This is a genomic window from Mycolicibacterium fluoranthenivorans (assembly GCF_011758805.1).
Lineage (GTDB): Bacteria > Actinomycetota > Actinomycetes > Mycobacteriales > Mycobacteriaceae > Mycobacterium > Mycobacterium fluoranthenivorans.
In genome coordinates this window covers 3,676,495-3,695,880 of record NZ_JAANOW010000001.1, presented here as the reverse complement: position 1 = coordinate 3,695,880, position 19,386 = coordinate 3,676,495, and the positions used below count along the sequence as shown (strand labels likewise).

15 protein-coding genes and 3 rRNA genes are annotated in these 19,386 nt (G+C 64.9%); 15 read left to right on the top strand and 3 right to left on the bottom strand.

Annotated features, from left to right (window positions below):
* From FHU31_RS18035 to recN, 9 genes are all read left to right on the top strand, one after another.
* Positions 1 to 1,343: ribosomal RNA gene (locus FHU31_RS18035) — 16S ribosomal RNA — on the top strand; the annotation flags it as partial.
* Positions 1,344 to 1,735: 392 nt separating this feature from the next.
* Positions 1,736 to 4,858, top strand: a 23S ribosomal RNA gene (locus tag FHU31_RS18030).
* Positions 4,859 to 5,031: 173 nt separating this feature from the next.
* Positions 5,032 to 5,144, top strand: a 5S ribosomal RNA gene (gene rrf, locus FHU31_RS18025).
* 216 nt (positions 5,145 to 5,360) lie between these two features.
* Complete coding sequence (locus tag FHU31_RS18020; protein ID WP_167160447.1) at positions 5,361 to 6,188, top strand: tetratricopeptide repeat protein; 828 nt, start codon at positions 5,361 to 5,363, stop codon at positions 6,186 to 6,188.
* 1 nt (position 6,189) lies between these two features.
* Positions 6,190 to 7,194 (top strand): HAD-IIA family hydrolase, encoded by a 1,005-nt coding sequence (locus tag FHU31_RS18015; RefSeq protein WP_167160445.1) that lies wholly within the window; start codon positions 6,190 to 6,192, stop codon positions 7,192 to 7,194.
* Between the two features lie 27 nt (positions 7,195 to 7,221).
* A complete protein-coding gene (locus tag FHU31_RS18010; protein ID WP_167160443.1) occupies positions 7,222 to 7,413 on the top strand; it encodes a hypothetical protein in 192 nt (63 codons plus the stop codon).
* 4 nt (positions 7,414 to 7,417) lie between these two features.
* A complete protein-coding gene (locus FHU31_RS18005; RefSeq protein ID WP_167160441.1) occupies positions 7,418 to 8,224 on the top strand; it encodes a TlyA family RNA methyltransferase in 807 nt (268 codons plus the stop codon).
* Positions 8,221 to 9,144: an NAD kinase gene (locus tag FHU31_RS18000; RefSeq protein ID WP_090361485.1), complete on the top strand. Its 924-nt coding sequence runs from the start codon at positions 8,221 to 8,223 to the stop codon at positions 9,142 to 9,144. The genes FHU31_RS18005 and FHU31_RS18000 overlap by 4 nt, the downstream gene beginning before the upstream one ends.
* A complete protein-coding gene (gene recN, locus FHU31_RS17995) occupies positions 9,144 to 10,898 on the top strand; it encodes a DNA repair protein RecN (protein WP_167161149.1) in 1,755 nt (584 codons plus the stop codon). The genes FHU31_RS18000 and recN overlap by 1 nt, the downstream gene beginning before the upstream one ends.
* Before the next feature lie 6 nt (positions 10,899 to 10,904).
* Here recN and FHU31_RS17990 read toward each other — a convergent pair whose 3' ends face one another.
* Entirely contained in the window at positions 10,905 to 11,804 is a 900-nt protein-coding gene (locus FHU31_RS17990; protein ID WP_167160439.1) for a pyridoxamine 5'-phosphate oxidase family protein, read from the bottom strand.
* A 9-nt stretch (positions 11,805 to 11,813) separates the two neighbouring features.
* Positions 11,814 to 12,263, bottom strand: coding sequence for a VOC family protein (locus tag FHU31_RS17985; RefSeq protein WP_167160437.1), 450 nt, complete (start codon positions 12,261 to 12,263; stop codon positions 11,814 to 11,816).
* 117 nt (positions 12,264 to 12,380) lie between these two features.
* Here FHU31_RS17985 and FHU31_RS17980 point away from each other — a divergent pair, with 117 nt between their 5' ends.
* From FHU31_RS17980 to xerD, 6 genes are all read left to right on the top strand, one after another.
* On the top strand, positions 12,381 to 12,902 hold the full coding sequence (locus tag FHU31_RS17980; protein WP_167160435.1) for a CGNR zinc finger domain-containing protein: 522 nt from the start codon (positions 12,381 to 12,383) through the stop codon (positions 12,900 to 12,902).
* 101 nt (positions 12,903 to 13,003) lie between these two features.
* Positions 13,004 to 14,188 carry a putative cytokinetic ring protein SteA gene (steA, locus tag FHU31_RS17975; RefSeq protein WP_167160433.1) on the top strand — a complete coding sequence of 395 codons (1,185 nt, stop codon included), beginning with the start codon at positions 13,004 to 13,006 and terminating at the stop codon, positions 14,186 to 14,188.
* A complete protein-coding gene (locus FHU31_RS17970) occupies positions 14,188 to 15,120 on the top strand; it encodes a copper transporter (RefSeq protein ID WP_167160431.1) in 933 nt (310 codons plus the stop codon). Before steA ends, FHU31_RS17970 begins: the two co-directional genes overlap by 1 nt.
* 149 nt (positions 15,121 to 15,269) lie before the next feature.
* Positions 15,270 to 17,018 (top strand): CTP synthase, encoded by a 1,749-nt coding sequence (locus tag FHU31_RS17965; RefSeq protein WP_167160429.1) that lies wholly within the window; start codon positions 15,270 to 15,272, stop codon positions 17,016 to 17,018.
* A complete protein-coding gene (locus FHU31_RS17960; protein WP_167160427.1) occupies positions 17,011 to 17,631 on the top strand; it encodes an NUDIX domain-containing protein in 621 nt (206 codons plus the stop codon). Before FHU31_RS17965 ends, FHU31_RS17960 begins: the two co-directional genes overlap by 8 nt.
* Positions 17,628 to 18,575, top strand: a complete 948-nt coding sequence (gene xerD / locus FHU31_RS17955; RefSeq protein WP_167160425.1) for a site-specific tyrosine recombinase XerD — start codon at positions 17,628 to 17,630, stop codon at positions 18,573 to 18,575. The genes FHU31_RS17960 and xerD overlap by 4 nt, the downstream gene beginning before the upstream one ends.
* Positions 18,576 to 18,759: 184 nt before the next feature.
* Here the strand turns inward: xerD and msrB are convergent, their stop codons facing one another.
* Complete coding sequence (gene msrB, locus FHU31_RS17950) at positions 18,760 to 19,260, bottom strand: peptide-methionine (R)-S-oxide reductase MsrB (protein WP_167160423.1); 501 nt, start codon at positions 19,258 to 19,260, stop codon at positions 18,760 to 18,762.
* Positions 19,261 to 19,386: the final 126 nt, after the last annotated feature.

Here is a 19,386-nt window from a genome sequence, read left to right as displayed (position 1 = left end):
TCGCATTCTTCATGGGGTGTGGTGGAAAGCTTTTGCGGTGTGGGATGGGCCCGCGGCCTATCAGCTTGTTGGTGGGGTAATGGCCTACCAAGGCGACGACGGGTAGCCGGCCTGAGAGGGTGACCGGCCACACTGGGACTGAGATACGGCCCAGACTCCTACGGGAGGCAGCAGTGGGGAATATTGCACAATGGGCGCAAGCCTGATGCAGCGACGCCGCGTGAGGGATGACGGCCTTCGGGTTGTAAACCTCTTTCAGCACAGACGAAGCGCAAGTGACGGTATGTGCAGAAGAAGGACCGGCCAACTACGTGCCAGCAGCCGCGGTAATACGTAGGGTCCGAGCGTTGTCCGGAATTACTGGGCGTAAAGAGCTCGTAGGTGGTTTGTCGCGTTGTTCGTGAAAACTCACAGCTTAACTGTGGGCGTGCGGGCGATACGGGCAGACTTGAGTACTGCAGGGGAGACTGGAATTCCTGGTGTAGCGGTGGAATGCGCAGATATCAGGAGGAACACCGGTGGCGAAGGCGGGTCTCTGGGCAGTAACTGACGCTGAGGAGCGAAAGCGTGGGGAGCGAACAGGATTAGATACCCTGGTAGTCCACGCCGTAAACGGTGGGTACTAGGTGTGGGTTTCCTTCCTTGGGATCCGTGCCGTAGCTAACGCATTAAGTACCCCGCCTGGGGAGTACGGCCGCAAGGCTAAAACTCAAAGAAATTGACGGGGGCCCGCACAAGCGGCGGAGCATGTGGATTAATTCGATGCAACGCGAAGAACCTTACCTGGGTTTGACATGCACAGGACGCCAGTAGAGATATTGGTTCCCTTGTGGCCTGTGTGCAGGTGGTGCATGGCTGTCGTCAGCTCGTGTCGTGAGATGTTGGGTTAAGTCCCGCAACGAGCGCAACCCTTGTCCTATGTTGCCAGCGGGTTATGCCGGGGACTCGTAGGAGACTGCCGGGGTCAACTCGGAGGAAGGTGGGGATGACGTCAAGTCATCATGCCCCTTATGTCCAGGGCTTCACACATGCTACAATGGCCGGTACAAAGGGCTGCGATGCCGTGAGGTGGAGCGAATCCTTGTAAAGCCGGTCTCAGTTCGGATCGGGGTCTGCAACTCGACCCCGTGAAGTCGGAGTCGCTAGTAATCGCAGATCAGCAACGCTGCGGTGAATACGTTCCCGGGCCTTGTACACACCGCCCGTCACGTCATGAAAGTCGGTAACACCCGAAGCCGGTGGCCTAACCCTTGTGGAGGGAGCCGTCGAAGGTGGGATCGGCGATTGGGACGAAGTCGTAACAAGGTAGCCGTACCGGAAGGTGCGGCTGGATCACCTCCTTTCTAAGGAGCACCACGAGACCTGGCCGGCCCCGTAGATTGCGGGATCAGCCGATTGTCAGGCGATTCGTTGGATGGCCTTTCGCCTGTAGTGGGTGGGGGTCTGGTGCGACAACAAACTTGTAAAACTGCCAGACACACTATTGGGCTTTGAGACAACAGGCCCTGCGATGCCCGTGCCTTTGTGGTGGGGGTTGTCGGCCTTCGACCCGTTGGGGTTGGTGGTGTTTGTTGTTGCCCTGCTTTGGTGGTGGGGTGTGGTGTTTGATTTGTGGATAGTGGTTGCGAGCATCTTGCACGCAGAATTGTTGGGCTGCTGGCCTTTGGGTTGGTGGTCTGGTGTTTTGTGTGTTGTGATGTGCAATTTCTTTTTTCTTTATTCTGGTTTTTTTGTGTTGTAAGTGTTTAAGGGCGCATGGTGGATGCCTTGGCATTGGGAGCCGATGAAGGACGTGGGAGGCTGCGTTATGCCTCGGGGAGCTGCCAACCGAGCGTGGATCCGAGGATGTCCGAATGGGGAAACCCAGCACGAGTGATGTCGTGTTACCCACACCTGAATATATAGGGTGTGGGGGGGAACGCGGGGAAGTGAAACATCTCAGTACCCGTAGGAAGAGAAAACAAAAGTGATTCCGTGAGTAGTGGCGAGCGAAAGCGGAGGATGGCTAAACCGTATGCATGTGATACCCGGCGGGGGTTGTGTGTGCGGGGTTGTGGGGCGTTTCTTCTCTCATCCGCCGATGAGGGCAACAGTGATAAAGGTGTGTGTTAGCGGAAGTGGTCTTGGGATGGCCTGCCGTAGACGGTGAGAGCCCGGTACGCGAAAATGTGCACCCTGTTGTGGAACTGTCCCCGAGTAGCAGCGGGCCCGTGAAATCTGCTGTGAATCTGCCGGGACCATCCGGTAAGCCTGAATACTTCCCAATGACCGATAGCGGATTAGTACCGTGAGGGAATGGTGAAAAGTACCCCGGGAGGGGAGTGAAATAGTACCTGAAACCGTGTGCCTACAATCCGTCAGAGCCCTCGACTTGTCGTGGGGTGATGGCGTGCCTTTTGAAGAATGAGCCTGCGAGTCAGGGACATGTCGCGAGGTTAACCCGTGTGGGGTAGCCGCAGCGAAAGCGAGTCTGAATAGGGCGTATCCAATCCGTAGGGGTTGGTGTAGTGGTGTGTTCTGGACCCGAAGCGGAGTGATCTACCCATGGCCAGGGTGAAGCGCGGGTAAGACCGCGTGGAGGCCCGAACCCACTTAGGTTGAAGACTGAGGGGATGAGTTGTGGGTAGGGGTGAAAGGCCAATCAAACTCCGTGATAGCTGGTTCTCCCCGAAATGCATTTAGGTGCAGCGTTGCGTGTTTCTTGCCGGAGGTAGAGCTACTGGATGGCCGATGGGCCTCACAAGGTTACTGACGTCAGCCAAACTCCGAATGCCGGTAAGTGTAAGCGTGGCAGTGAGACGGCGGGGGATAAGCTCCGTGCGTCGAGAGGGAAACAGCCCAGATCGCCGACTAAGGCCCCTAAGCGTGTGCTAAGTGGAAAAGGATGTGCAGTCGCGAAGACAACCAGGAGGTTGGCTTAGAAGCAGCCACCCTTGAAAGAGTGCGTAATAGCTCACTGGTCAAGTGATTGTGCGCCGATAATGTAGCGGGGCTCAAGCACACCGCCGAAGTCGCGGCATTCAACTTTGTTGGATGGGTAGGGGAGCGTCCTGCACCCAGTGAAGCAGCCTGGTAATGGAGCTGTGGAGGGTGTGGGAGTGAGAATGCAGGCATGAGTAGCGATAAGGCAAGTGAGAACCTTGCCCGCCGAAAGACCAAGGGTTCCTGGGGCAGGCCAGTCCGCCCAGGGTGAGTCGGGACCTAAGGCGAGGCCGACAGGCGTAGTCGATGGACAACGGGTTGATATTCCCGTACCCGTGTGTGCGCGCCCATGATGAATCAGAGGTACTAACCGCCCAAAACTGTCGTTACTGATCACCTTCGGGTGTGAGGATTGGCAGGGCTGCGCGGGACCTTCTCTGGTAGTAGTCAAGCGATGGGGTGACGCAGGAAGGTAGCCGTACCAGTCAGTGGTAATACTGGGGCAAGCCGGTAGGGAGAGGCCTAGGTAAATCCGGGTCTCATTAATCCTGAGAGGTGATGCATAGCCGATTGAGGCGAATTCGGTGATCCTATGCTGCCGAGAAAAGCCTCTAGCGAGCTCACACACGGCCCGTACCCCAAACCAACACAGGTGGTCAGGTAGAGAATACTAAGGCGTACGAGTGAACTATGGTTAAGGAACTCGGCAAAATGCCCCCGTAACTTCGGGAGAAGGGGGACCTCCTACTGTCATGGTCTTTACGGCCGGCAGCGGTGGGGGGTGGCACAAACCAGTGAGAAGCGACTGTTTACTAAAAACACAGGTCCGTGCGAAGTCGCAAGACGATGTATACGGACTGACGCCTGCCCGGTGCTGGAAGGTTAAGAGGACCCGTTAACTCGTAAGGGTGAAGCGGAGAATTTAAGCCCCAGTAAACGGCGGTGGTAACTATAACCATCCTAAGGTAGCGAAATTCCTTGTCGGGTAAGTTCCGACCTGCACGAATGGCGTAACGACTTCTCAACTGTCTCAACCATAGACTCGGCGAAATTGCACTACGAGTAAAGATGCTCGTTACGCGCGGCAGGACGAAAAGACCCCGGGACCTTCACTACAACTTGGTATTGGTGCTCGGTTCGGTTTGTGTAGGATAGGTGGGAGACTGTGAAGCATGCACGCCAGTGTGTGTGGAGTCATTGTTGAAATACCACTCTGACCGTATTGGGCCTCTAACCTCGAACCGTATATCCGGTTCAGGAACAGTGCCTGGTGGGTAGTTTAACTGGGGCGGTTGCCTCCTAAAATGTAACGGAGGCGCCCAAAGGTTCCCTCAACCTGGATGGCAATCAGGTGTTGAGTGTAAGTGCACAAGGGAGCTTGACTGCGAGACGGACATGTCGAGCAGGGACGAAAGTCGGGACTAGTGATCCGGCACCTCTGAATGGAAGGGGTGTCGCTCAACGGATAAAAGGTACCCCGGGGATAACAGGCTGATCTTCCCCAAGAGTCCATATCGACGGGATGGTTTGGCACCTCGATGTCGGCTCGTCGCATCCTGGGGCTGGAGCAGGTCCCAAGGGTTGGGCTGTTCGCCCATTAAAGCGGCACGCGAGCTGGGTTTAGAACGTCGTGAGACAGTTCGGTCTCTATCCGCCGCGCGCGTCAGAAGCTTGAGGAAACCTGTCCCTAGTACGAGAGGACCGGGACGGACGAACCTCTGGTTTACCAGTTGTCCCACCAGGGGCACGGCTGGATAGCTACGTTCGGACAGGATAACCGCTGAAAGCATCTAAGCGGGAAACCTCTTCCAAGACCAGGCTTCTCACCCTTTTAGAGGGATAAGGCCCCCCGCAGACCACGGGATTGATAGGCCAGACCTGTACACCTAGTAATAGGTTCAGGGAACTGGTACTAACCGGCCGAAAACTTACACACACCCCAACAAAAGTGGGGTAACAAACAAAACCATGTGTAAGAAAAAAGACGCACAACACATTGCCCGCAACCACATATTCACAGCAGATCAAACAATATTTTGACTGCACCCCACCACCAAAACACACCCACAGATTTCCCCCACGAGGGGGTCACTGAAAAGTGAATAGAGTTACGGCGGCCATAGCGGTAGGGAAACGCCCGGACCCATCCCGAACCCGGAAGCTAAGCCTACCAGCGCCGATGATACTACCCTTTCGGGTGGAAAAGTAGGACACCGCCGAACACAATTTAAAGCCCTCGGCCCTCCAATCCTAGATTGGAGGGCCGAGGCATTTCCATATCACCGGACAAAAATTATCCGGACTTAATCTGCCGAATTCGCGCGACTGTCGCGTTTCGCCGGCGCCCGGCTATCCTTTCCCGGTACACAACGTTTGTGGGAACAAGGTTTCCCAGGAGCAGTGTCTACTACGAAGAGCGAGCGACCAGGAAGGCCAGCGTGGCGCAGGACAGGCAGGATGGCAGCGGCGAACGACGTCCGCGCCGTACCGACGGCGGACCACGACGAGGATCTCGCGATCGTCCGAACGCACCTCGCTCCTCGGGTCCCGATCGAGGCCGTCGTGAGCAACCGCACCGCCCTTCCGACGGTGACGCCGAGCGGGCCGCCGGCCCGGCGATACCCAAGGAGATCGAGGCAAAGCAGCTCTCTCCGGAGATTCGCAGCGAGCTGATCACCCTGGACAAATCCACCGCCGATGTGGTGGCCAGGCATCTGGTGGCGGCCGGAGAACTGCTCGACGAGGACCCGGAGGCCGCACTTGCCCATGCGCGTGCCGCCCGAGCGCGGTCCGGCCGCATCGCCGCAGTCCGCGAAGCCGTCGGTATCGCTGCCTACTTCTGTGGTGACTGGGCCCAGGCTCTGGCCGAACTCAGGGCGGCCCGTCGTATGGGCAGCAAGTCGTCGTTGCTGCCGATGATCGCCGACTGCGAACGTGGCGTCGGCCGGCCAGAGCGGGCGATCGAACTTGCTCGCACACCCGAGGCCGAACAGCTGACCGGCGACGATGCCGATGAGCTTCGTATTGTCATCGCCGGCGCCCGTTCCGACCTCGGTCAGCACGAGCAGGCACTTGCCCTGCTGTCGAGCCCACCGCTGGATCCGACCAGGACCGACCAAACCGGTGCCCGGTTGTTCTACGCCTACGCCGAGACACTGGTCGCGCTCGGCCGCAACGACGACGCGGTGCAGGCATTCATCCACGCCGCGGCCGCCGACGTCGATGGCGTCACCGATGCCGAAGAGCGTCTCACCGAGCTGGGCTGACATGGGGACTCTCGTACAGGCGCACGACTGCCTGCTCCTGGATCTGGACGGCACCGTGTTCCGCGGCCACGAGCCCACCCTCGGCGCGGTGCAGAGCCTGGCTTCGGTGGGCCCGCGTGCGCTGTACGTCACCAACAATGCATCCCGGTCCGCCGCCGAGGTGGCACAGCACCTGCAGGAGCTCGGATTCTCGGCCGGTGAAGCCGATGTCGTCACCAGCGCTCAGAGCGCGGCGCGGCTGCTCGCCGCCCAACTGCCGGCCGGATCCGCTGTCCTGATCGTCGGGACCGAGTCGCTGGCCGCGGAGATCAGCGGAGTCGGGCTGCGCCCCGTGCGCACCCTGGACGAGAACCCGGTGGCGGTGGTCCAAGGGCATTCACCGTCGACCGGATGGAGCGATCTGGCCGAGGCGGCGCTGGCCATCCGGGCCGGGGCGATCTGGGTGGCTGCCAATGTCGACCGGACACTGCCGTCCGAGCGTGGACTGCTGCCCGGCAACGGCTCGATGGTCGCCGCGCTGCGGTCCGCGACCGATCAGGATCCTCAGGTCGCCGGCAAGCCGGCGCCGACTCTGCTCAACGATGCCCTGGCCCGCGGCAGCTTCGGCAGCCCACTGGTCGTCGGGGATCGCCTCGACACCGATATCGAGGGGGCCAACGCCGCCGGGTTGCCCAGTCTGATGGTGCTCACCGGCGTGAACACCGCCGCCGATATGGTGCACGCCATCCCGGACCAGCGGCCGGTGTTCGTCGCGCCCGATCTGCGATCACTGCATACCGAGGGCGACACACTGCGGATCGCGGCGCATCCGGCCTGGCAGGTCGACGCGGACGGATCCGTGGTCACCGTGCGCGCCACCGGCGCGGATGCGGGGGACGAGCTGAGCGTGGTGCGCGCCGTCGCGTCCGCGGTGTGGTCCGCCGGACCGAACGGCGGTCCTGTCGATGTCACTGCCGCGGACGACACGGCCCGTACCGCACTGCAACGCTGGTCGCTGCTGAGCTGACCGGATCGACTAGCGTGATCTCCTGACATGAGTACCGATCCCGAGCAGATCCGCACCGATATCGCCGCACTGCTGGCCGGCCTGCCCGATCCGGCGGTGGTTGGCGTCGAGTCCGTCGATATCGACGCTGTCGCGGTCCGCCTGGAACAGGCTCACGACCTGCTGGTTCGTGCCCTGGAATCGGTGGAGGGCCGCGGCGAAGCGATCCGGGAGCACTGAGCCGATGACGCGGCGGGCGCGAGTGGACGCCGAGCTGGTGCGACGTGGGCTGGCCCGGTCGCGGCAGCAGGCTGCCGAGCTGATCAGCGCCGGCCGGGTACGCATCGACGGACTCCCTGCCGTCAAACCTGCCACCGCGGTGTCGGTGGATGCCGCGCTGACCGTGGCGGCCGACGAGAAGACCTGGGTCTCACGCGGCGCACACAAACTGATCGGCGCACTCGACGCATTCGGTGTGCCGGTGCAGGGGCGCCGCTGTCTGGATGCGGGCGCCTCGACCGGCGGTTTCACCGAGGTGTTGCTGGACCGCGACGCGGCGCACGTCGTGGCCGCGGATGTCGGCTACGGGCAGCTGGCCTGGTCGCTGCGATCGGATGACAGGGTGAGCGTGTTGGAACGCACGAACGTGCGTGAGCTGACCCCGGAGGCGATCGGTGGTGTCGTCGACCTGGTGGTCGCGGATCTGTCGTTCATCTCGCTGACCACCGTGCTTCCCGCACTGACCCGCTGTGCCTCCGCCGACGCCGATATCGTGCCGATGGTGAAGCCTCAGTTCGAGGTCGGCAAGGACCGGGTGGGGGCGGGCGGCGTCGTCTCCGATCCGGCGCTGCGCGCCGACGCGGTGCTCGGGGTCGCGCGGCGGGCCGCTGAATTGCATTGGCACACTGTTGATGTCACAGCAAGTCCACTGCCTGGGCCGTCGGGCAATGTCGAGTTCTTCTTACGGTTGCGGATGGCCACCGACCACCCCTTGCAAGGTGACGATCTCGAGCGCGCGATTGCGCGCGCCATTGACGAAGGACCCCAATGACCTGCGAACGCACTGTCCTGGTGGTCGTCCACACCGGCCGCGCCGAAGCCACCGAAACCGCGCGCCGCGTCGAGAAGGTACTCGGCGATCACGGGATCGGGCTACGGGTGCTCACCGCAGAAGCCGTCGATCGGGGTGCGCTGCATCTCAATCCGGACGATATGCGCGCCCTCGGGATCGACATCGAGGTGGTGGACCCCGATGAGCGGGCGGCCGAGGGCTGCGAGGTGGTGCTCGCACTGGGCGGGGACGGGACGTTTCTGCGGGCCGCGGAACTGGCCCGCAACGTCGACATCCCGGTACTGGGAATCAACCTGGGCCGCATCGGGTTTCTCGCCGAGGCCGAGACCGAGGTGCTCGACACGGTCCTGGAACACGTGATCAACCGCAACTACCGGGTCGAAAACCGGATGACGCTGGACATCGTGGTCCGTGAGGGCGGCAAGATCCGGGAACGCGGCTGGGCGCTGAACGAGGCCAGCCTGGAGAAGGGGCCGCGGCTGGGTGTGCTCGGCGTCGTGCTCGAGGTCGACGGCCGGCCCGTGTCGTCCTTCGGCTGCGACGGGGTGCTGGTCTCGACACCGACCGGCTCCACCGCCTACGCATTCTCGGCCGGCGGGCCGATTCTCTGGCCCGATCTGGAGGCAATTCTGGTGGTGCCCAACAATGCTCACGCGTTGTTCGCCCGACCCATGGTCACCAGCCCCAATGCCGCGATCGCCATCGAGGTGGAAGCCGAGGGGCACGACGCGATGGTGTTCTGTGACGGGCGCCGCGAGATGGTGGTGCCCGCCGGTGCACGGGTCGAGGTGACGCGCTGCGGCACCTCGCTGAAGTGGATCCGGCTGGACAGTGCACCGTTCACCGACCGGCTGGTGCGTAAGTTCCGCCTGCCCGTCACAGGATGGCGCGGCCAGTAGTGCTCTCCGAGATCCGTATCGAGTCGCTGGGCGCCATCAGCACCGCGACCGCTGAATTCGACCGGGGCCTGACGGTGCTCACCGGTGAGACCGGTGCCGGTAAGACCATGGTGGTCACCGGATTGCACCTGCTGGGTGGGGCCCGCGCCGATGCGAACCGGGTGCGCACCGGGGCGCCGCGCGCCGTGGTGGAGGGCCGGTTCAGCACCGCCGATGTGCACACCGAGGTGGTCGGACGCATCGACGACATCCTCGATTCCTCCGGCGCCGAACGCGATGACGACGACAGTGTGATCGCCGCGCGGTCGGTGAGCCGGGACGGCCCGTCGCGGGCATATCTGGGTGGCCGCAGTGTGCCGGCCAAATCGCTGAGTTCGTTCACCAACGAACTGCTGGCACTGCACGGCCAGAACGATCAGCTGCGGCTCATGCGTCCGGACGAACAGCGCGCGGCGCTGGACCGATTCGCCGATATCAGTGCTCCGCTGGCCAAGTATCGAGCCGTCCGCGAGGAGTGGCTGTCGGCCCGTCGCGATCTCATCGATCGGACGCAGCGGGCGCGTGAACTGGCCCTGGAGTCGGACCGGTTGACCTTCGGCCTCGGCGAGATCGAGGAGGTGGCTCCGCAGCCGGGTGAGGACGAGGCGCTGGTGGCCGATATCCGTCGGCTCTCCGAGTTGGACGCCCTGCGCGAGGCTGCCGCGGCCGCCCGGGCCGCGCTGGCCGGCGCACCCGATGACGATGCGGGCGAGTCCGCGTCGGCCGCCAGCGCGGTGGCCCAGGCCAAGGCGGCGTTACAGGCCACCGATGACTCCACGTTGCAGACGCTCGGGCAGCGGCTCGCCGAGGCGGTCGCGGTCATCGGTGACGTGGCCACCGAGCTCGGTGACTATCTGGCCGAGTTGCCCAGTGATGCAAGCACTCTGGAGAGCAAGCTGTCACGTCAGGCCGAACTGCGCGGGCTGACGCGCAAGTATGCCGCCGATATCGACGGCGTACTGGCGTGGGCGAAGGAATCCCGGGAACGGTTGGCTCAGCTCGACGTCTCCGAGGAGGCGCTCTCAGGTCTGCGGGCCCGGGTCGACGAGCTGCACGCCCGCTTGATCGTGGTGGCTGCCGATCTCACCAAGGCCCGCACCAAGGCCGCCAAAGGCCTGGCGAAGGCGGTCACGGCCGAACTCACCGGGCTTGCCATGAGCGGTGCGGAGTTCGGCATCACCGTATCGGCCCTGCCGGCGCGCGCCGACGATTCCGCGCCGGTCACCTTGCCCGGCGGCACTGTCGTGCACGCCGGCCATGACGGTGTGGACGCCGTCGAGTTCGGGTTCGCCGCGCACCGCGGTACCGACCTGCTGCCGTTGGCCAAGAGCGCCTCCGGCGGTGAACTGTCGCGTGTCATGTTGTCCCTCGAGGTGGTGCTGGCGGCGTCGGCGGCCGGCACCACGATGGTGTTCGACGAGGTCGACGCCGGTGTCGGGGGCCGGGCCGCGGTGCAGATCGGCCGGCGGCTGGCACGGCTGGCGCGCACCCACCAGGTCATCGTCGTCACCCACCTGCCGCAGGTCGCCGCGTACGCCGACACCCACTTGGTGGTCGAGAGCGGGCCCAAGTCCAGCCGGGTGGTGCGCCTGGAGGAGGACGACCGCGTCGCCGAGTTGGCCCGGATGCTGGCCGGCCTGGGCGACACCGACACCGGCCGTGCGCATGCGCGCGAACTGCTCGACGCGGCCCAGCAGGAACGCAACGCCCCTTAGGGCCGGTCAGGCCGGATTGGCGGGGGACAGCTCGGCGGCGCCCCAGCGCAGCGGGCTTGCCTCGGGGAGCTCGACCAGTTCGGACACGGTGAAGTCGATCGAGCACTGCGCACCGGCGGCGTCGTGGCGTTCCCAATCGATCCGGGCGGTGCCGGTGAGCTGGATGGTCGATCCCGTGCGCCAGTCGGGGATCAGCAACCCACAGTGCGGATTGACGTCGATATTGCCCAGCGTCATGAACATCGAGTTGCCGCGGTAGTCCGGCCAGCGCAGCCGGGTTGGTGAGATCACCTGAAGGAAGCCGAGATTGCCGCCCCGGTGCGAGGCATCGGCATTGCCGTCGGTGTCCGCGGAACCGACGAAGAACGTGTCGGCGGCGGTGATGAACTGCGCGGCGTGTGCGTCCAGTTCCGCCCCATGACGGGCCGCGGGCCGCGCCGGTTCGCCTCGCACCTGCTCGATGTTCCTGCGCGATATGTACTTCGGGCAGTTCGAATACACCTGATCGGTGTGGACGCGCAGGCCGGCCTGTGAACCGAAGTCGACCGGAGCGGCGATCCCGTTGACCCGCATCCGGCGTCGGGTCTGTGGTTCGACCGCGATCATCCCGATCCGGTGCGGGCGCGCCAGGATCTCGCGAAGCGGATCGCCTGGTGCGGGCAGCGCCCCGATCATGATGGTCCGCGGGTCCTCGGCACGCAGGAAACCCGGTCGGCCGGTGATCAGACCGGCCCACACCCGGCCCGCGTCGTCGGTCGCGCTGACCACCACCATCGGCTGCTCGGCCAGGAAGTCCGCGGCAGCAGCCGGGATCTCCGCGCGCACCATGCGGCCGACGCGCTCGGCGATCGCACTCTGTCCCAGGCGTTGTTGAACCGCCGTTTCACCTGCGTGGTAGAGCGTCATCGCAGCGACTCAGAAAAATCCGCAGGTGGGGGCCGAGCCGTTCGGCGCGGGCTCGGCGTCCGCACCGCTCGGGGCGTACACCTCGAGCCGGATGCCGTCGGGATCGCTGAAGAAGATGCCGCCGGATGCTGCACCCTCGCGGTGTGCCACGACGCCGTCGTGGGCGAAGGGTGCGCCCAACTCCTTCAATACCGCTTCCACCGCCCGGACCTGTTCGATGGTGTCCACCTGGAACGAAAGGTGGTGCAGGCCCGGCGTGTGTGCGGAGAACGTGCCGTCACTCTGCTGCCACAGGGTGAGCCGCAGGACGCCGTCCGACCCCAGGAAGGCGTACCGATGTTCGCCTGCTGTGCTGACTCCGAGTTGGTCGAAACCCAGGGCGCGACGGTAGAAGGACACCGACCGTTCCAGGTCCGTGACATTGAGGCCGATGTGCCCGGGTGCGGTCGTGGTCGCCATGTCCGATCCTCCGTAGTAACCATTAAAACGATAATCAAAGGTTAGAATCGGAACGCGTCGGTGTCAACCGTCCAAAGAGCATGAAACGGTGAGAGGGGGAGGTGGTTAATCTCAGTCATGCGCGATCCGCGCCCGCATGTCGGGGAACCCCTTGCGCTGGACCTGTTGAACACCCGGTGGGCGTCGGCCGACGGTCCACAGGATCTGCTGTCCGATACGGCGGGGTTGCGGTGCTGGTTGCAGACCAACGACCTTGCCGACCGGTGCGCCGCCGATGGACCGACCCTGGATGCGCTGATCCTCACTCGCGAGGCGATTCTGCAGGCGGTCAGCGGCGGATCGGCCGACGACGTGAACGAGGTGCTCGACCACGGACGCATCCGGCGCCGGTTGGCCGATTCCGGGCCACGCGACGAGCCGGACGTACCGGAGCCGCGATGGCTGCCCGGCTGGCTGGCCGCGGACAATCTGCTGCAACTGCTCTCGGAGTCTCCCCGCCGGATCAAGCAGTGCGCCCATCCGCACTGCATCCTCTGGTTCCATGACACCTCGAAAAACGGCACCCGGCGCTGGCATTCGATGACCACCTGCGGCAACCGGGCCAAGGCCGCGCGGCATTACGCGGCGAGACGCGAATGAGATGCTCCTGCTGTTGCAGATGTGACAAAAGAAAACTTGTGGGGCTGGTGTTACGGCGCGCCTCCACCTCAACTTGAGGGTTGGCCGACAGAATCGGCCCCATGAAGATGTCAGCGCTGCTATCGCGTAATGCCAGCTCAAAGCCGGGCGTCATCGGTACCGCCCGCGTTGACCGCGACATCGACCGACTGCTGCGCCGCGTCGGTCCCGGGGATGTCGTCGTGCTCGACGCCCTGGATCTGGATCGGATCACCGCGGACGCCCTGGTGGAAGCGGGCGTGTCCGCGGTCGTCAACGCCTCCCCGTCGATCTCGGGCCGCTATCCCAATCTGGGGCCGGAAGTGTTGGTGGCCAACGGCATTCTGCTGATCGACGAAGCGGGTCCCGAGGTCTTCAAGAAGATCAAGGACGGCGCCAGGGTTCGGGTCAACAACGGCGGCGTCTACACCGGTGACCGCAGGATCGCGCATGGCACCGAACGCAATGACCTGGAGATCCACGAGCTCATGGTGGAGGCCAAGAGCGGTCTGGTGGCCCATCTGGAAGCGTTCGCGGGCAACACCATCGAGTTCATCCGCAGCGAGAGCCCGCTGCTGATCGACGGGATGGGCATCCCCGATATCGACGTCGACATGGATCGCAGGCATGTCGTCGTGGTGGCCGAAGGGCCCTCGGCCGCCGACGATCTCAAAGCCCTCAAGCCCTTCATCAAGGAGTACCAGCCGGTCCTCGTCGGTGTCGGAACCGGAACCGACGTGCTGCGCAAGGCCGGCTACCGGCCGCAGCTGATCGTCGGCGACCCCGCCGTCATCAGCAGTGACGCGCTCCGGTGCGGCGCCCAGGTGGTGCTGCCCGCAGATGCCGACGGTCACGCCCCCGGCCTGGAGCGCATCCAGGACCTCGGTGTCGGCGCCATGACCTTCCCGGCGGCCGGCTCGGCGGCCGACCTGGCGCTGCTGCTATGTCACCACCATGGCGCCGCGCTGATCGTCACCGCAGGTCACAGCGCCACCATCGAGGAGTTCTTCGACCGCTCCCGGCAGCAGAGCAATCCCTCGACCTTCCTGACCCGCCTCAAGGTGGGGGAGAAGCTGGTCGACGCCAAGGCCGTGGCGACCCTGTACCGCAGCAGGATCTCCGGCGGCGCGATCGCGCTGCTGGTGCTGGCCATGCTGATCGCGGTCATCGTCGCGCTCTGGGTGTCGCGTACCGACGCCGTCGTCCTGGACTGGGTGGCCGAATACTGGAACCGCTTCCTGCTCTGGGCTCAGGGTCTGGTCAGCTGATGATCTCCCTTCGGTCACACGCGATTTCGCTGGCGGCGGTCTTCTTGGCCCTGGCAGTCGGAGTGGTGCTGGGATCAGGCCTGTTGTCCGACACGGTGCTGTCCGGGCTGCGTAAGGACAAGGCCGATCTGCACGAGCAGATCAACACCCTGACCGATGACAAGAATGCTCTGAACGAAAAGCTCAGCGCCGCTGGTGAATTCGACAGCATGATGGCGCCGAGAATTCTGCGCGACACCCTGGGTGGCAAGTCCGTGGTGATCTTCCGTACCCCGGATGCCGCCGATGACGACGTCGACGCGGTGACCCGGCTGGCCACCCAGAGTGGCGCCACCGTCACCGGAGCCATCTCGCTGACCCCGCAGTTCGTCGATGCCAACTCCTCGGAAAAGCTGCTCTCGGTGGTGAATTCATCGATCCTGCCGGCCGGACGCCAGTTGTCCACCAAGTCGGTGGACCAGGGTTCGCAGGCCGGCGACCTGCTCGGTATCGCGCTGCTGTCCGGCAAGGATCCCGCGGTGGTCGACGACCAACGTGACACGGTGCTCGCCGCGCTGCGCGAGACAGGCTTCATCTCCTATGACCCCCAGCACATCGGCGCCGCCAACACCGCGGTGATCATCACCGGCGGCGACCTCGGTGACGACGCGGGCAACCGGGGGTCCACCGTGGCCCGGTTCGCCGCCGGCTTGGCGCCCCACGGCGCGGGCACCGTGCTGGCCGGCCGGGACGGCTCGGCGACGGGTACCGCCGCGGTCGCGGTGGCCCGGTCCGACGCGGCGCTGTCCTCGGCAGTGACCACCGTCGACGACGTCAACGCCGAGTCGGGGCGGATCACCAGTGTGCTGGCGTTGGCTGATCTGGTGCGCGGCGGCAAGCCCGGGCAGTTCGGGATCGGCCGGGGCGCCTCTTCGGTGACCGTGCCCCAGTGACATATCCCGTCGCTTCGCTCGCCCCAGTGACGTAGACCATCGGCGCGCCAGCGACAGCTTGTCGGCGTCGGTGTTAAGGTGAGATTCCGTGGGTCGGCAGGCCCCAGGTAACAGTCAGTTGCCTTGCCCCATCGCCACGGAGGTTGTTCTTGCCATCGTTACGCAAGCACCCGCAGACCGCGACCAAACACCTCTTTGTCAGCGGTGGTGTTGCGTCTTCACTGGGTAAAGGCCTGACGGCCAGTAGTCTTGGGCAGCTGCTCACCGCACGCGGTTTGCAGGTGACCATGCAGAAGCTCGACCCGTATCTCAATGTCGACCCGGGCACCATGAACCCGTTCCAGCACGGTGAGGTGTTCGTCACCGAGGACGGTGCCGAGACCGACCTCGACGTCGGCCACTACGAGCGCTTCCTGGACCGCGACCTGTCCGGCTCGGCGAACGTGACCACCGGTCAGGTCTATTCGTCGGTGATCGCCAAGGAGCGCCGCGGTGAGTACCTCGGCGACACCGTCCAGGTCATCCCGCACATCACCGACGAGATCAAACGCCGCATCCTGGCCATGGCCGCACCCGATGCCAAGGGCAAACGCCCGGACGTCGTGATCACCGAGATCGGTGGCACCGTCGGTGACATCGAATCGTTGCCCTTCCTGGAAGCCGCCCGGCAGGTCCGCCACGAGGTCGGCCGGGACAACTGCTTCTTCCTGCATGTGTCGCTGGTCCCGTTCCTCAAGCCTTCGGGCGAGCTCAAGACCAAACCCACCCAGCACTCCGTGGCCGCACTGCGCAGCATCGGTATCTCCCCGGACGCGCTCATCCTGCGCTGCGACCGCGAGGTGCCCGAGCCGCTGAAGAACAAGATCGCGCTGATGTGCGACGTCGACATCGACGGGGTCATCTCGACTCCGGACGCACCGTCGATCTATGACATCCCGAAGGTGCTGCACCGCGAGGAACTCGACGCCTACGTGGTGCGCCGACTGAATCTGCCGTTCCGCGACGTGGACTGGACGCAGTGGAACGACCTGCTCCAGCGTGTGCACGAGCCGCAGGAAACGGTTCGGATCGCGTTGGTGGGCAAGTACATCGACCTGTCGGACGCCTACCTGTCGGTGGCCGAGGCGCTGCGCGCCGGTGGCTTCGCACACCGCGCCAAGGTCGATATCCGCTGGGTGGCCTCCGATGACTGCGAGACCGAGGCGGGGGCGATCGCCGCACTCGACGACGTGCACGGGGTGCTGATCCCCGGCGGGTTCGGCATCCGCGGGATCGACGGCAAGATCGGCGCCATCCGGTACGCGCGCAAGCGCGGTGTGCCGGTGCTCGGGCTCTGTCTGGGGCTGCAGTGCATCGTGATCGAGGCGGCGCGGTCGGTGGGGCTGACCGAGGCGAGCTCGTCGGAGTTCGACCCGGACACCCCGGATCCGGTGATCTCCACCATGGCCGACCAGCTCGACGCGGTCGCGGGTGAGGCCGATCTGGGCGGCACCATGCGCCTCGGCGCATATCCGGCGGTGCTGCAGGCAGACTCGATCGTGGCGCAGGCCTACGGCGCCACCGAGGTGTCCGAGCGGCACCGGCACCGCTACGAGGTGAACAACGCCTACCGGGATCGCATCGCCAAGAGCGGCTTGAAGTTCTCCGGCACGTCCCCGGACGGGCACCTGGTGGAGTTCGTCGAGTACGACCGCGAGGTGCACCCGTTCCTGGTCGGAACCCAGGCCCACCCGGAGCTTAAGAGCCGGCCCACCCGTCCGCATCCGTTGTTCGCGGCGTTCATCGGGGCAGCGCTGCAGTACAAGGCCGGCGAGCGGCTGCCCCTGGAGGAGCTCACCCTCGCCCGGGCCAACGGCACCGAGACCGAAGCGCTCACCGAGCCCGCACACCGTGGCTGAGCACCAGTTCGACACCCTCGAATCGGAAACGCTCTACGTCGGAAAGATCTTCGCGCTGCGCGCCGACGAGGTACGGATGCCCGGCGGGCACACCGCTCGCCGCGAAGTGGTGGAGCACTACGGTGCGGTGGCTGTCGTCGCCCTCGACGACCAGGACAACATCGCTCTGGTCTACCAGTACCGCCATCCCCTCGGGCGGCGGCTGTGGGAACTGCCGGCCGGGCTGCTCGACCTCGGCGGCGAGCCGCCGGTGGACACCGCGGCCCGCGAACTCAAGGAGGAGGCCGGGCTCGCGGCAGCGTCGTGGGCGGTGCTCGTCGACGTGGATTCCACACCGGGATTCAGCGACGAGAGCGTGCGCATCTTCCTGGCCACCGGGCTGACCGAGGTGGACCGGCCCGAGGTGCGCGACGAGGAAGCCGACCTGACGCTGGCATGGGTGCCGCTGGCCACCGCCGTCGCACGGGTGTTCGCCGGCGAGATCGTCAACTCGCTTGCGGTCGCCGGAATCCTGGCGGCCCACGCGCTGCCGGACCGTTCCGCCGTGCGACCGGCGGACGCACCCTGGCCGGACCGGCCGCGGGCGTTCGCCGCCCGTCAAGGCCACCCGTGACCACGGCTGTCAGCGCGATCGAACAGCAGGTGCGGGGATATCTCGACCACCTGGTCATCGAACGCGGAGTGGCAGCCAACACCATCAGCTCCTACCGGCGTGACCTGCGCCGCTACACCGAGCACCTCACCGAGCGTGGTACCGCCGACCTGCGCGACGTCTCCGAGACCGATGTCAGCGAGTTCCTCGTCGCGCTGCGCAAGGGCGACCCGGAGACCGGGGCGACAGCCCTGTCGGCGGTATCGGCTGCCCGCGCCCTGGTCGCCGTCCGGGGCCTGCACAGATTCCTGACCGCCGAAGGCGTCCTCGAGGTCGATGTCGCCCGCGAGGTCAAGCCGGCCACCCCCTCCCGGCGGCTCCCCAAGAGCCTGACCGTCGACGAGGTGGTCGCGCTGTTGGAGTCCGCCGGTGGGGACCGCGGTTCCGACGGGCCGCTGAGCCTGCGAAACCGGGCGCTGCTGGAGGTGCTGTATTCGACCGGCGCCCGCATCTCGGAGGCCGTCGGGCTGGATATCGACGATGTCGACACCACCTCGCGGTCGGTCCTGCTGCGCGGCAAAGGCGGCAAGCAGCGTCTCGTCCCGATCGGGCGGCCCGCGGTCGCGGCGCTGGATACCTACCTGGTGCGGGCCCGGCCCGATATGGCGCGGCGGGGCAAAGGCACCCCGGCGATCTTCCTCAACGCCCGCGGTGGCCGCTTGTCTCGGCAGAGTGCCTGGCAGGTGCTCCAGGACGCCGCCGAACACGCGGGTGTGACCGCCGCGGTGTCCCCGCACACGATGCGCCACTCCTTCGCCACACACCTGCTCGAGGGGGGCGCGGACGTGCGCGTCGTGCAGGAATTACTCGGCCACTCCTCGGTGACCACCACGCAGATCTACACGCTGGTGACGGTCAACGCACTGCGTGAGGTGTGGGCGGGCGCACACCCGCGCGCGGTCTAACCCGTCGTTCCCGGCGACGTGCTTGTCGTGGTGGGTGCGTGCCCCGTCATAGCGGGGGAGTGCGCCGTCATCGCCGGGGCGGGCGACTGCTGCTGCTCGGATGCACCACTGCAGGCTGTGAGCGCGACGGCAAGGGCGGCCAGTACGATGACGGATCTCATTGCGGGAGTGGTCCTTTCGCGTATCACGTCAGCGCCGTGAAATTCATCGCTACGCCGTTCATGCAGTACCGCAGATGGGTCGGGGCCGGCCCGTCGTCGAAGACGTGCCCGAGGTGCCCGCCGCACCGGCTGCACAGCACTTCGGTGCGGGTCATGCCGAAGGTCGAGTCGGTGCGCTCCACAATCGCACCGGCGAGGGGCTTCCAGAAGCTCGGCCAGCCGGTTCCACTGTCGAACTTGGTATCCGAGCTGAACAGTGGCAGCGCGCATCCCGCGCAACCGAAGGTGCCATGCCGGTGTTCGTCGTTGAGTGGGCTGCTGTAGGGCGTCTCGGTGCCGGCCCTGCGCAGTACGTCGAATTGGTCCGGGGTCAGCAGATCTCGCCATTGCGCGTCGGTGTGGGTGACGGCGAAGTCGTGGGCGTCGGCCGGAGAGGCGATGGAGTGCGCGCACGCGCTGCCGGCGACGGCCGACAACGTCAGCGCACTTCCGGCGATGACGAATCGCCTTCTGCTCAGGAGCATGCCACCAACACCTTTGATCGACAGTGACTTTGGTGACTTCACGGTAGCGCCGGATACGTCACGGGGCACCGGCGAAACCGGGATGTCAGACTTCGGTAATCAATTCCGACGACATGAATTCGTAAG